Origin of the sequence: Reyranella sp., assembly GCF_965228225.1 — a bacterium.
Classification (GTDB): Bacteria; Pseudomonadota; Alphaproteobacteria; order Reyranellales; family Reyranellaceae; genus Reyranella.
Window position 1 is genome coordinate 4438094 of record NZ_OZ245801.1, and the last position, 13304, is coordinate 4451397.

Annotated in this window: 9 protein-coding genes; 6 read left to right on the forward strand and 3 right to left on the reverse strand. The window is 66.7% G+C overall.

Annotated features, from left to right (window positions below):
* The first annotated feature begins 147 nt into the window (after positions 1–147).
* From ACO07K_RS21585 to ACO07K_RS21595, 3 genes are all read left to right on the forward strand, one after another.
* Positions 148–5610 carry a HAMP domain-containing protein gene (locus tag ACO07K_RS21585; RefSeq protein ID WP_422031483.1) on the forward strand — a complete coding sequence of 1821 codons (5463 nt, stop codon included), beginning with the start codon at positions 148–150 and terminating at the stop codon, positions 5608–5610.
* A 23-nt stretch (positions 5611–5633) separates the two neighbouring features.
* A complete protein-coding gene (locus ACO07K_RS21590; protein ID WP_422031485.1) occupies positions 5634–7502 on the forward strand; it encodes an HWE histidine kinase domain-containing protein in 1869 nt (622 codons plus the stop codon).
* 134 nt (positions 7503–7636) lie between these two features.
* Positions 7637–7828, forward strand: a complete 192-nt coding sequence (locus tag ACO07K_RS21595; protein ID WP_422031487.1) for a hypothetical protein — start codon at positions 7637–7639, stop codon at positions 7826–7828.
* On the opposite strand, the gene ACO07K_RS21600 is transcribed toward ACO07K_RS21595, so the two are convergent.
* A complete protein-coding gene (locus ACO07K_RS21600; RefSeq protein ID WP_422031489.1) occupies positions 7825–9153 on the reverse strand; it encodes a histidine-type phosphatase in 1329 nt (442 codons plus the stop codon). The genes ACO07K_RS21595 and ACO07K_RS21600 overlap by 4 nt on opposite strands.
* Positions 9154–9227: 74 nt before the next feature.
* Here ACO07K_RS21600 and ACO07K_RS21605 point away from each other — a divergent pair, with 74 nt between their 5' ends.
* From ACO07K_RS21605 to xth, 3 genes are read left to right on the forward strand one after another with little or no spacing between them, the layout of a single operon-like run.
* Positions 9228–9608 (forward strand): hypothetical protein, encoded by a 381-nt coding sequence (locus tag ACO07K_RS21605; RefSeq protein WP_422031491.1) that lies wholly within the window; start codon positions 9228–9230, stop codon positions 9606–9608.
* 37 nt (positions 9609–9645) lie between these two features.
* Positions 9646–11502: an ABC transporter ATP-binding protein gene (locus tag ACO07K_RS21610; RefSeq protein WP_422031493.1), complete on the forward strand. Its 1857-nt coding sequence runs from the start codon at positions 9646–9648 to the stop codon at positions 11500–11502.
* Positions 11503–11504: 2 nt separating this feature from the next.
* Complete coding sequence (xth, locus tag ACO07K_RS21615; RefSeq protein ID WP_422031495.1) at positions 11505–12275, forward strand: exodeoxyribonuclease III; 771 nt, start codon at positions 11505–11507, stop codon at positions 12273–12275.
* 85 nt (positions 12276–12360) lie between these two features.
* Here xth and ACO07K_RS21620 read toward each other — a convergent pair whose 3' ends face one another.
* Both ACO07K_RS21620 and ACO07K_RS21625 read right to left on the reverse strand, forming a co-directional pair.
* On the reverse strand, positions 12361–12702 hold the full coding sequence (locus ACO07K_RS21620) for a hypothetical protein (protein ID WP_422031497.1): 342 nt from the start codon (positions 12700–12702) through the stop codon (positions 12361–12363).
* A gap of 65 nt (positions 12703–12767) precedes the next feature.
* Entirely contained in the window at positions 12768–13190 is a 423-nt protein-coding gene (locus ACO07K_RS21625) for an OsmC family protein (RefSeq protein ID WP_422010165.1), read from the reverse strand.
* Positions 13191–13304 lie beyond the last annotated feature (114 nt).

Here is a 13304-nt window from a genome sequence, read left to right on the forward strand (position 1 = left end):
CGACCCGGGCGGCCTCCTCTTTCGGAACCTTGCGCAACGATCCGCGTTGCTGGTCGTTGGAGGGGGTCCAACCCGCGCCGGACCAGGTTCCCGAGGAACCGAAAAATATTCCGTGGCGGCGTGCTCCCGGATTGAGGGGGCCTTGTCATGACTGCTGACGCCGGTTCAAACGTGGCGCATGGGCCAGCAGCGCCAGCGTCCTTTTCGTCCCTCAACGCGCCGTCGTCCCCGGATCTCGGAGAGCTGCTGAACGTGCTGAGCGCCCTGCGGGGCGGCAATTTCTCGGTACGCCTGACCGGCGACCACGGCGGTATCCTGGGAAGAATCGCCGCGGTGGTGAACGACATCGCCGCCGGCAACGAGAGCATGGCCCATCAGCTCGAACGCATCGGCAAGGCGGTCGGCGAACAGGGTCGCACACGCCAGCGCGTGAAGCTCGGCCTGTCGGCGGGCGCCTGGGGCGAGATGGAAGGCTCAGTCAACACGCTGATCGACGATCTGGTCTGGCCGACCACCGAGGTCACCCGGGTCATTGGGGCTGTCGCTCAGGGCGACCTGCTGCAGACCGTGCGGCTCGACGTCGACGGACGTCCCCTGAAGGGCGAGTTCCTGCGCGCCGCCACCATCGTCAATACCATGATCAAGCAGCTCGCCGTGTTCACCTCCGAGGTGACCCGGGTTGCTCGCGAGGTCGGAACCGAGGGCAAGCTGGGCGGCCAGGCCAAGGTGAGCGAAGTAACGGGCGTGTGGCGCGAGCTGACCGAGAGCGTCAACTCCATGGCCAACAACCTGACGGCCCAGGTGCGCAACATCTCCGACGTGACCATCGCCGTGGCCAACGGCGACCTCTCGCGCAAGATCACGGTCGACGTGCGCGGCGAGATCCTGCAGCTCAAGGAGGCCATCAACACGATGGTCGACCAGCTGCGCTCCTTCGCCTCGGAAGTGACCCGCGTGGCGCGCGAGGTCGGCACCGAGGGCAAGCTGGGCGGCCAGGCGATCGTGCCGGGCGTCGCCGGCACCTGGAAGGACCTCACCGACTCGGTGAACGCCATGTGCGGCAACCTGACCGACCAGGTGCGCAACATCGCCGACGTCACCACCGCCGTGGCGCGCGGCGACTTGTCGAAGAAGATCACCGTCGACGTGCGCGGCGAGATCCTTCAGTTGAAGGACACGATCAACACGATGGTCGACCAGCTGAACGGCTTCGCCGGCGAAGTCACCCGCGTGGCGCGCGAGGTCGGTACCGAGGGCAAGCTGGGCGGCCAGGCCCAGGTCCCCGGTGTCGCCGGCACCTGGAAGGACCTCACCGACAACGTCAACTCGATGGCCACCAACCTGACGGCGCAGGTCCGCAACATCGCCGACGTGACAACCGCCGTGGCGCGCGGCGACCTGTCCAAGAAGATCACCGTCGACGTGCGCGGCGAGATCCTGCAGCTCAAGGAGACCATCAACACGATGGTCGACCAGCTGAACGGCTTCGCCGGCGAAGTGACGCGCGTGGCCCGCGAGGTCGGTACCGAGGGCAAGCTGGGCGGCCAGGCGCAGGTCCCCGGTGTCGCCGGCACCTGGAAGGACCTCACCGACAACGTGAACCTGCTGGCCGCCAATCTCACGACCCAGGTACGCAACATCGCCGACGTCACGATCGCGGTGGCGGGCGGCGATCTTTCGAAGAAGATCACCGTCGATGCTTCGGGCGAGATCCTGCGCCTCAAGGAGACCATCAACACGATGGTCGATCAGCTCAACTCCTTCGCAGGCGAAGTGACGCGTGTCGCGCGTGAGGTCGGCACCGAGGGCAAGCTCGGCGGCCAGGCCCAGGTCCCGGGCGTGGCAGGCACCTGGAAGGACCTCACCGACAACGTCAACTTCATGGCCACCAACCTAACCGGCCAGGTGCGCAACATCGCCGAGGTGACGACCGCCGTGGCCAACGGCGATCTCTCAAAGAAGATCACCGTCGACGTGCGCGGCGAGATCCTGCAGCTGAAAGACACGATCAACACGATGGTCGACCAGCTGAACGGGTTCGCCGGCGAAGTGACGCGCGTGGCGCGCGAAGTCGGCACCGAGGGCAAGCTGGGCGGCCAGGCCCAGGTGCCCGGCGTTGCCGGCACCTGGAAGGACCTCACCGACAACGTGAACCTGCTGGCCGCGAACCTCACCACCCAGGTGCGCAACATCGCCGAGGTGACCACTGCGGTCGCGACCGGTGACCTGTCGAAGAAGATCACCGTCGACGTGCGCGGCGAGATCCTGCAGCTGAAGGACACGATCAACACGATGGTCGACCAGCTGAACGGGTTCGCGGGCGAAGTCACCCGCGTCGCCCGCGAGGTCGGCACCGAGGGCAAGCTGGGCGGCCAGGCGAAGGTCCCCGGCGTCGCCGGCATCTGGAAGGACCTCACCGACAACGTGAACCTGCTGGCCGCGAACCTCACCACCCAGGTGCGCAACATCGCCGAAGTGACCACCGCCGTCGCGACGGGCGACCTGTCCAAGAAGATCACGGTCGACGTGCGCGGCGAGATCCTGCAGCTCAAGGAGACCATCAACACGATGGTCGACCAGCTGAACGGCTTTGCCGGCGAAGTGACGCGCGTGGCCCGCGAGGTCGGTACCGAGGGCAAGCTGGGCGGTCAGGCGCAGGTCCCCGGCGTCGCCGGCACCTGGCAGGACCTCACCGGCAACGTGAACCTGCTGGCCGCCAATCTCACCACCCAGGTGCGCGCCATCGCCGAAGTGGCGACGGCCGTCACCAAGGGCGACCTGACGCGCTCGATCCAGGTCGATGCGCTGGGCGAGGTGGCGGAGCTGAAGGACAAGCTCAACACCATGATCGACAACCTCCGTCTCACGACGGAGCGCAACACCGAGCAGGACTGGCTGAAGACCAACCTGGCCAAGTTCACCAACATGCTGCAGGGGCAGCGTGACCTCGGGACCGTCGGCCGGCTGATCCTGAGCGAGCTCACGCCGCTCGTGAATGCGCACCAGGCCGTGATCTATCAGACGGTCGACGACGACAAGGCCCGGCTGCGCCTTCTTTCCGTCTATGCCGATGCGGTGGGCGACGGACATCCGGAGACGCTGCGCGTCGGCGAGGGCCTGATAGGCCAGTGCGCCGCCGACGGACGACCGATCCACATCTCGACCATGCCGGATGCAGCGCGGCCCATCACGTCGGGCCTGTTCAGTGCCTCGCCGAGGAGCCTCATCGTCCTGCCCGTGCTGTTCGAAGGCCAGGTGAAGGCGGTGATCGAGCTGGCCTCGCTCAGCACCTTCACCGAGCTGCAGATCGCCTTCCTCGAGCAGCTCACCGCGTCGATCGGCATCGTGCTGAACTCGATCGAGGCGACGATGCAGACCGAAAGCCTGCTGCAGCAGTCTCAGACCCTGGCAGGCGAGCTGCAGAGCCAGCAGAGCGAGCTCCAGCAGACCAACGAGCAGCTCGAGCAGAAGGCCGCCCAGCTCGCCGAGCGCAACGCCGAGGTCGAGCGCGCCAACCAGGAGATCGAGCAGGCCCGGCGCGCCGTCGAGGAGAAGGCCTCGGAGCTGGCGCTGACCTCGCGCTACAAGTCGGAATTCCTGGCCAACATGAGCCACGAGCTGCGCACGCCGCTCAATTCGATCCTCATCCTGGGCCAGCAGCTCGCGGACAATCCCGACGGCAACCTGGCCCCGAGGCAGGTCGAATTCGCGCGCACCATCCATGGCGCCGGCACCGACCTGCTGAACCTGATCAGCGACATCCTCGACCTGTCGAAGATCGAATCCGGCACCGTCACCGTCGACGCCGAGGAGATCTACTTCGCCAACGTACTCGAAGCCGTGGCCCGCCCGTTCCGTCACCAGGCTGAATCGCAGGGCCTGACCTTCGAGGTCCAGACCGATCCCGATCTCGGCCGCTCCATCGTCACCGATTCCAAGCGCCTGCAGCAGATCCTGAAGAACCTGCTGTCCAATGCCATGAAGTTCACGGCCGAGGGCAGCGTGCGGCTGCGCGCCGTACCGGTGACCGCCGGCTGGCGCTCCGACAATGGCGCGTTGAATCAGGCGAGCGCCGTGGTGGCCTTCGAGGTCACCGACACCGGCGTCGGGATCCCGATCGAAAAGCAGAAGATCGTGTTCGAGGCCTTCCAGCAGGCGGATGCGAGCACCAGCCGCAAATATGGTGGCACCGGCCTCGGCCTCGCGATCAGCCGCGAGTTGGCGAGCCTGTTGGGCGGGGAACTCACCGTGCGCAGCACGCCCGGCATCGGCAGCACGTTCACCCTGTACCTGCCGATGATGTACACCGGTCCGCGTACGGCCGTGCGTCAGCCCGGCCAGGGCCAGGGACAAGGTTCGCAGCCCCTGCCGGTCGCGGCACTGCCCGAGCATCTCGCCGATCAGTTTCCCGACGACCGGCACGATCTGCGACCCGGTGACCGCATCCTGCTGATCGTGGAAGACGACGCCAACTATGCCGGCATCCTGGTCGATGCCGCACATGCCGCAGGGCTGAAGGCCGTGGTGACGGCGCGCGGCTCCGAGGCGCTGGACCTCGCCTTGCAGTACAAGCCCGTCGCCATGTCGCTCGACGTATTCCTGCCCGACATGCTGGGCTGGAACGTGCTGAGCCAGTTCAAGCGCACACTGGAAACTCGCCACATTCCGGTGCAGATCCTGACCATGGATGAGGATCGCCAGCAGGGCCTGTCGCGCGGCGCCTTCTCCTATCTGAGCAAACCGACCTCGACCGAAGGACTGACCGCCGCGCTCGCGCGCATCAACGACTACGTCCAGCCGCGGCGCAAGAGACTCCTGGTTGCCGAAGACGACGAGGGCGAGCGACTGAGCATCGCCGCTCTTCTCGATCATCCCGAAGTCGAGATCACGACAGTCGGCTCGGGGGCGGAGGCGCTGGGAAGACTGCGGACCGAGCGCCATGACTGCATGGTGCTCGACCTGCGCCTCCCCGACATGTCGGGCTTCGAGGTGCTGGAGTCCCTCCAGGCCGACCCAGCGCTGGCCGACCTGCCGGTCGTGGTGTTCACCGGCCGCGACCTCACGGCCGAGGAGGAAGGGCGGCTGCATTCGATGGCGCGCAGCATCGTGGTCAAGGGTGCGGCCTCGCCCGAGAGGCTGTTCGACGAGACTTCCCTGTTCCTGCATCACGCGGCGGCCGCCCTGGCGCCCGAGAAGCAGCGCATGCTGGAGCGCCTGCACGGTTCCGACGAGGTTCTCGCCGGACGCACCGTGCTGGTGGTCGACGACGATGCCCGCAACATCTTCGCGCTGTCGAGTGCGCTGGAGCGGCGCGGCATGCGGGTGCTGACCGCGACGACCGGCCACGAGGCGATCTCGATCCTCGAAGCGTCACCCGACGTGTCGATCGTGCTGATGGACATCATGATGCCCGACATGGACGGCTACGAGACCATGACCTTGATCCGCAGCAAGCCGGCCCTGCGCCGACTGCCCATCCTCGCCCTCACCGCCAAGGCCATGAAGGGCGACCGCGAAAAGTGCCTCGAGGCCGGCGCGTCCGACTACCTCGCGAAGCCCGTGAACACCGAGCAGCTCTTCTCGGCCCTTCGCCTCTGGCTGCATCGCTGACCTTGACCCGGACATCAGCCCCCATGGACAAGGTCAACATCCTGCTGATCGACGATCAGCCCGCCAAGCTGCTGAGCTACGAGGTCATCCTCGGTGAGCTGGGCGAGAACCTCGTGAAGGCCAATTCGCCGCACGAGGCGCTCGGCCTTCTGCTGAAGCTGGAGGACATCGCAGTCGTGCTGATCGACGTCGTGATGCCGCAGATCGACGGCTTCCAGCTCGCGGCTATGATTCGCGAGCATCCGCGCTTCCAGAAGCTCGCCATCATCTTCGTCTCGGCGGTCCAGATCGGCGAGACGGATCTTCTGCGCGGCTATGAGATCGGTGCCGTCGACTATGTGACGGTCCCCGTCGTGCCCGAGGTGTTGCGCGCAAAAGTGCGGGTCTTCATCGAACTCTACCGCAAGACCCGCCAGCTCGAGGCAATGAACCAGGAGCTCGAGAAGCGCGTCGCCGAGCGCACCGCCGAACTCGAAGCCCAGACCGAGCAGCTGCGGCGCAGCGAGGAGCGCCGGTCGATCGCCCTCAGCGCCGGGGACATGGGTTCGTGGGAAGTCGATCTCGTCTCGGGTCACGTCGAGTGGGACGACGGTCCCTACCGCATCTTCGGCGTCGATCGCGCCTCGTTCGAGCCGACCGTCGAACGCATCGAGGCGATGATCCACCCCGAGGACCGCGACAGGAACACGGTCGGCGCCATGGTCGCCGCGGGCGACAACCGCTTCCAGGTCGAATTCCGCATCATCCGCCCCAGCGGCGAGGTTCGCTGGTGCTACGGGGCCGGGGTGATCGCGCGCGATGCCAGTGGCATGGCCGTGCGCATGAACGGCGTCACCGTCGACATCACCGAGCGCAAGCGGGCCGAGGAGCGGCAGCTGGTGCTGGCGCGCGAGGTCGATCATCGCGCCAAGAACATGCTGGCCGTCGTCCTGTCGGTGCTGCGGCTCACCAAGGCCCGGAGCACGCCGGAGTTCATCTCGACGGTCGAGGGTCGCATCCACGCGCTCGCCGCCACGCACAATCTTCTGTCGGCGGCGCGCTGGCAGGGCGCGAACCTCCGTCAGATCGTCGACGAGGAGCTGGCGCCCTATCGCACCGACCATCGCCAGCGGATCCAGTCCGGTGGCCCGCCGGCCATGCTGCTGCCGGCGACCGCGCAGGCCGTGGCGCTCGCGGTGCACGAATTGGCCACCAACGCCGCCAAGTATGGCGCGCTGTCGACCGACAGCGGCCACCTCCGCCTCGTCTGGACTCTCGACGACCAGGCACTGGTGATCGACTGGATCGAAACCGGAGGCCCGCTCGCCCGGGAGCCCAAGTCGCTGGGCTTCGGCCTTTCCATCGTCCGCTCTTCGATCGAGGCGCAGTTCCGTGGCGGTGTGCGCTACGACTGGCGGCCGGAGGGGCTGCAATGTCGCCTCTCGATTCCACGCGCGCAGATCGTCGGCCCGACGCCCGTGCAGGCGCCGCAGACGGAAGGCCCTCGGGAAGTACGGAGCGGGCGGGTGCGCAGTCTGACGGGGCGCCGCCTCCTCATGGTCGAGGACGAGGTGCTGGTCGGCATGATGGCCAAGCGCATCGTCGAGGATCTCGGCGCCACCGTGCTCGGCCCCTATGGCGGTCTGGCCGACGGATTGGCAGCGGCGCGCAGCGAGCGTTTCGACGGCGCGCTCCTCGACTTCAATCTTGCGGGCGAGTTGGCCGATCCGCTCGCCGACCTGTTGATCGCGCGGGGCGTTCCTTTCGTGTTCATCACCGGATATCAGCGCGACAGTATCGATCGGCGCTACGCCAACGTTCCCGTCCTCCCCAAGCCGCTCGAGGCCGAAAGTCTAGAGCGCGTGCTGGTGTCCCTGCTCGATCCGCCCTCGCGCGTTACGGCCGACACGTAGGAGCGGCGAAACAGGGCAGACTCGGGGCGGTTCCCGGCGTAATCGAGGTGTGCGCTCTCAACTTTCAAGCCGTCCTGCCGTTATCACCGTCGACGAAGGAGGTGATAAGAAACATGGCGAGAGACATTCGAACTATGCCCAAAGGCCTGATCGCCCCGCTTACCCAGGCCGCTCTTGCTTCGCTGCGTGACCTGGCCGAAGGCACGGCCGCATCGATGCCGCCGGAGCATCGGGCACGCCTCGTCCACCTGGCGTTGATCGAGACGAGCCTGGAAGGCGATGCCATCACCGCCCTGGGCCGCGAACGCCTGATTTCCGATCGTTAATAGTCCCCGGCCATCGCGGTTACGCATCCGGGATCGACCGCCGCCTTCACGATCTTGAGAAAGCTTTCAAGAGGGCAGGCATTGTTCACCAGCTCGCCCGAGCAGGCCGGCAGCGCCACTTGCACCATGCCGGGCGGATCGCGGTAGTTGAGCGGCGCGCGACGGCGCATCTCGTCCAGCGTCTGCGCATAGTAGGCAATCCGCACGTAGCGCTTTTCGCTCCGCACCTCTCGAAACTGCTCGAACGCCAGGGCCCCGCCCGGCGAGGCCTCGCCGGGGAGGAAGCCCGGGATCTGCCAGGTCAGATCGAGCAAGGCGGCAAGGTTGTGGATGTTGCTCTCGTGGCCCACCAGAAATCCCAGGCGGACCGGCTGGCCGGTGGCGGCATGGCCGGGAAAACTATGGCCGTTCACCAGGATGGCGCCGATCAACGAAAGGAGATTCGAGCCGCGCTGCTGGGCGATCGGCTTTGTCTTCTGGGTGAGATCCTGGTCGAGCTGGTGAAGGGTCAGGAGTTCCCGCAGGGTGGCCTCGTGCGCGAGCCGACCCCAGGCGATCTGGTCCTTGGGCATGCCCTCGGCGGATTGCATGAGGAAATTCTCTGCCGCCGTGGAAGCATAGCCCAGGGGTCCGCGCAGCCGCACGCCGTCCTCGGTGCCGCTCTCGATGCTGTTCCTGACGCCCGCTTCACCACAGCTGCCGCCGCCAGCTCCCTTGGTCGCATCGCCCGGACATAGAACGGACTGCATCATGGAAAGCGAGGCGGCGGAGTCGCGCTGGATCGACGCGAAGCTGCCGCCCAGACGCGCCAGGATGGCGGCGCGATTGGCCCCGATGTCCATGGGACAGGAGGCGGTCGGTTGCGGATTGAAGAGCGGATCGGGGACCGTGAAGTTCGCCTGGTTGCGCAGGGGCAGTTTGGCGCAGCGCGGATACATGCCGGCCAGGAGCGCGGCGCCCGACGTACGCGTCCGCTGAGAGAGATCGGTCCAGGCCGCGACCGTGCCGGCGGTCGGGCAGTCGTCCGCCTGGACCAGCCCGCGCCCGCCGTACAGCACGCGGTAATAGCCGCCCATAAGGCGCATCAGCTCCTCACCGCGGGGTGAGAGGAAGCCGGGCTCGACCGGCCAGGTGGGCCAGGGCGTTGCGCTGTATTTGTCGAGCTGATCGTTGGGCGCAGTCGGCGAGCGCACACCGTGCCGATTCACCAGGACGGCCCGCTCGATCTGCCAGCCTGGCGGCGTCGGCAGGATTTCGGCGCCGGCCGGCATCAAGGCGGCCAGAAGTGAGGCAACGAGGACGACGGTAAAGACGCGAATGCTCATGATACTCCCCCGGAGGCCGCACTATGCCGTCTCAGGGTCCCGCCCGTCATCCGTTCCGTGCTAGAATTCCCATCATGCCCGTCCAGTGGACGATCTCGCATCCCGACCGGCTGGTCGTCGCCGTTGCCCGGGACAAGGTCACGGTGAGCGACATCGAGCGCTATTTCGCCGGCGTCACGGCGGACGGCGCGATGGGCTATCGCAAGATCTTCGAAATCACTCACACGCCCGGCGCGCTGAGCGACGAGAACCTGCAGGCGCTGGGCGCCAGGGTCGTGCTCTATGCCCAGCACGGCCAGGTCGGACCGCTGGCAATCGTCGCCGCCTCCGACAGCAGCTTCGGACAGGCCAGGACTTTCGCCGCGGCGGCGACCGCCCGGCGACCCCTCGCCATCTTCCGCGAGTTGCACCTCGCGCGGCAGTGGCTAGACGCCCAGCCCGTGCCGGATGGCTGAGCCGGAACCCGCGCGCCCTTGCGGGGGTTGAGCCCGGATGCCTTCGCCGTCGACGATCAGCACCAGCTCGTTTCGTGAGCGCGTCGGCGCGCTCAGGAACCTGCGCCCCTTCCTCGCCATGGTCTGGGCGACCAGCCCGACGCTGACTGCCAGCACCATCGCGCTGCGCCTGGTGCGCGCGCTGCTGCCGGTGGCGACGCTCTACATCGGCAAGCTGATCATCGACGATGTCGTGATGCTGGTGCAGCTGCCCGACAAGCCGACGACCCTGACGCAATGGCTCGACAGCGGCCACCTCAACCGGCTCGGACTTCTGCTGGCGGCCGAGTTCGCGGTCGCGGTGCTGGCCGACGTGCTGGGACGCATCGTCTCCCTGCTCGACGGGCTGCTGGCCGAGCGGGTCAGCACCAGCTCGAGCGTGCGGCTGATGGAGCATGCCGCAACGCTCGACCTCGAGGATTTCGAGGATGCCGAGTTCCAGGACCAGTTGGAGCGCGCGCGACGCCAGACGAGCGGCCGCATGACCTTGATGAGCCAGCTCTTCTCCCAGGCCCAGGACCTGGTGACGGTGGCGAGCCTCGCCGCCGGTCTCATCGTCTTCGCGCCCTGGCTGATCGTGCTGCTGCTGGTGGCGCTGGTGCCCGCCTTCCTCGGCGAGGCGCATTTCAACGCCAAGAGCTATTCGCTCGATTTCGGCCGCACACCCGAGCGGCGGGAGCTCGACTATGTCCGCCAGACCGCGGCCAGCGCCGAAACCGCCAAGGAAGTGAAGATCTTCGGGCTGAACGACTTCCTGATCGATCGCTATCGCCACCTCGCGACCTCGTTCTACGAGGCCAACCGCCGCCTCGCGCTGCGCCGTGCCGGCTGGGGCGGGCTGTTCACCACCATCGGCACGATCGGCTACTACTTCGCCTACGCCTACATCGCGTGGCGGACCCTGACCGGCGAATTTTCCGTTGGCGACCTCACCTTCCTCGCAGGCTCTTTCCGCCGCCTGCGCACGCTGCTCGAATCGCTTCTGAGCGGCTTCTCCTCGGTGGCCGGCCAGGCGCTCTATCTCGACGACCTCTTCTCTTTCTTCGAGGTCCAGCCGGAGATCCACTCTCCCGGCAATCCCCTGCCCTTTCCCAAGCCGATCCGCGAAGGCTTCGTGTTCGAGGATGTCGGCTTCATCTATCCCGGCGCCGAGCGCTGGGCGGTGCGCCATCTCTCCTTCACGCTCAAGGCCGGCGAGGTGGTGGCGCTGGTCGGCGAGAACGGCGCCGGCAAGACCACGCTGGTCAAGCTGCTGACGCGGCTCTACGACCCCGACGAGGGCCGCATCCTGCTCGACGGCCGCGACCTGCGCGACTACGGGCTCGACGAGCTGCGCGGCAGCATGGGAGTCATCTTCCAGGACTTCGTCCGCTACAACTTGCCGGCCGGCGACAATATCGCCGTCGGCCGCATCGAGGCGCGCGGCGACCGCGAGCGTATCGCGCGCGCGGCCAACCGCAGCCAGGCCGACGAGGTGATCGGCCGCCTTCCGCACGGCTACGACCAGATGATCGGCAAGCGCTTCAAGAACGGCGTCGAACTGTCCGGCGGCGAATGGCAGAAGATCGCCATTGCCCGTGCCTACATGCGCGAGGCCGAGGTTCTGATCCTCGACGAACCGACCGCCGCGTTGGACGCCCGCGCCGAATTCGAGGTGTTCCAGCGCTTCAAGGAACTGAGCAAGGGCAAGACCGCGGTGCTGATTTCCCATCGCTTCTCCAGCGTCCGCATGGCCGACCGTATCCTGGTGCTGGCGGACGGCAAGGTCGAGGCGCAGGGCACGCACGACGAGCTGGTGGCGCAGGAGGGTCGCTATGCCGAGCTCTTCGAGCTGCAGGCAGCGGGGTATCGCTAGCCATGAAGATCGCCACCTTCAACGTGAACAACGTCAACCGGCGCCTGCCCAACCTGCTGGCCTGGCTGAAGCGCTCCAAGCCCGACATCGTCTGCCTGCAGGAACTGAAGGCGGCCGACGAGGCCTTTCCCGAGACCGAGGTGCGGCGCGCCGGCTATCACGCCGTCTGGCAGGGGCAGAAGACGTGGAACGGCGTCGCCATCCTGGGACGCAGGGCCGAGCCGGTCCTGACGCGGAAGGGCCTGCCCGGCGATCGCAGCGACCCACAGAGCCGCTACATCGAGGCGGCGGTGAAGGGGCTGATCGTCGGTTGCCTCTACGCGCCCAACGGCAATCCACAGCCGGGGCCGAAATTCGACTACAAGCTCGACTGGCTGCGCCGCCTTCAACGCCATGCAAAGTCGCTCCTGAAGAGTGGCGCGCCGGTGGTGCTGGCGGGCGACTACAACGTCGTGCCGACCGATTTCGACATCTATTCGCTGCGCTCCTGGAGGGACGATGCGCTGGTCCAGCCGGCGCCACGGGCAGCCTTCGGGAAGCTGCTGGCGCTTGGCTGGACCGACAGCCTGCGCACGCTTCATCCCGACAAGCCGATGTACACGTTCTGGGACTACAAGCGGCATCGCTGGGAGCGCGATGGCGGCCTGCGCCTCGACCATCTGCTGCTCAGTCCAGACCTCGCCCCGCGCCTCGTGCGCGGCGGCGTCGATCGGGAAGAACGCGGGCGCGAAAGCCCCAGCGACCACGCACCGGCGTGGATCGAACTGAAGTAGGGCTTGCGGTCGTTCTTCCTTCGGCGTTCCCGGACATTACCAACGGCAATGTCCTGGCGCTTGGCGGGCTGAGCTTCGCTCAGCCCTACATCGCCGGCGGCAGTTCCTTCAGCGCCTGCGTGGCGATCGGCATCATCTTATCGCAGAAGTCCTTCTTGTTCTTCTCGGCTTCTTTTTCCATCGTGTCGTAAGTCTTGTCGAGCTTGCGGTCCGCGATGTTGAGCTGCTTCTCGGCCCACTCGATCCAGAACTCCAGGCGCGTTTCCTGGTCCTTGGTCATGTCGAGGTCGCAGGTGTCGACGGCAATGGAAACCGCGTACAGGCCGATCACCATCTTCTCCGCGTCTTCCTTCTTGAGCGTCTGGGCGGAAGCCGCCGTGAGTGGCAGGACCAGCAACGCAAGCGAACAAGCGAACGCACGAATCATGAAAATCTCCCCCCGGCTTACGGGGCGCCGCGACAGGCGGCGCACCCGTTTCTGCCGGCCGGAGACTACTTCAGAGTCTTGTGGAGCGTAATCTCCGCGTTGAGCAACTTGGAGACGGGGCAACCCTTCTCGGCCGCCTCGGCCAATTTGTCGAAGGTCGCCTGGTCGAGGTTCGGCACCTCGGCCACCAGGGTGAGGGCCGACTTGCTGATCTTGAAGCCCGCCCCGTCCTGGTCGAGCGAAACCGCCGCCTCGGTCTCGAGCAGGGTCGGCGTGAAGCCGGCCGTCTGCAGCTGGAACGCCAGCGCCATGGTGAAGCAGCCGGCATGGGCGGCGGCGATCAATTCTTCGGGATTGGTGCCCTTCTCGCCCTGGAAACGGGTCTTGAAGGAATAGGGCGTCCCGGACAGAACGCCCGAATCGCTGGTGAGGCCGCCGGTGCCGTCCTTGCCCGTGCCGCGCCATTCGGCCTTTGCCTTGCGGATCATCTTCGTCTCCTTCAGGTGGTCGATGCCCCAGCATGCCCCGACCGTGTGACAGAAGCGATTCCTCCCTTGGTATAGGCGAGCGGTCCGCCCCGGTGGGGGGCTGTGCTATCCTCG

Bases quoted from the DNA above. Each gene is read 5' to 3' on its own strand.
- ACO07K_RS21585 (WP_422031483.1), top strand. From the start codon at position 148: ATGACTGCTGACGCCGGTTCAAACGTGGCGCATGGGCCAGCAGCGCCA.
- ACO07K_RS21590 (WP_422031485.1), top strand. From the start codon at position 5,634: ATGGACAAGGTCAACATCCTGCTGATCGACGATCAGCCCGCCAAGCTG.
- ACO07K_RS21595 (WP_422031487.1), top strand. From the start codon at position 7,637: ATGCCCAAAGGCCTGATCGCCCCGCTTACCCAGGCCGCTCTTGCTTCG.
- ACO07K_RS21600 (WP_422031489.1), bottom strand. From the start codon at position 9,153: ATGAGCATTCGCGTCTTTACCGTCGTCCTCGTTGCCTCACTTCTGGCC.
- ACO07K_RS21605 (WP_422031491.1), top strand. From the start codon at position 9,228: ATGCCCGTCCAGTGGACGATCTCGCATCCCGACCGGCTGGTCGTCGCC.
- ACO07K_RS21610 (WP_422031493.1), top strand. From the start codon at position 9,646: ATGCCTTCGCCGTCGACGATCAGCACCAGCTCGTTTCGTGAGCGCGTC.
- xth (WP_422031495.1), top strand. From the start codon at position 11,505: ATGAAGATCGCCACCTTCAACGTGAACAACGTCAACCGGCGCCTGCCC.
- ACO07K_RS21620 (WP_422031497.1), bottom strand. From the start codon at position 12,702: ATGATTCGTGCGTTCGCTTGTTCGCTTGCGTTGCTGGTCCTGCCACTC.
- ACO07K_RS21625 (WP_422010165.1), bottom strand. From the start codon at position 13,190: ATGATCCGCAAGGCAAAGGCCGAATGGCGCGGCACGGGCAAGGACGGC.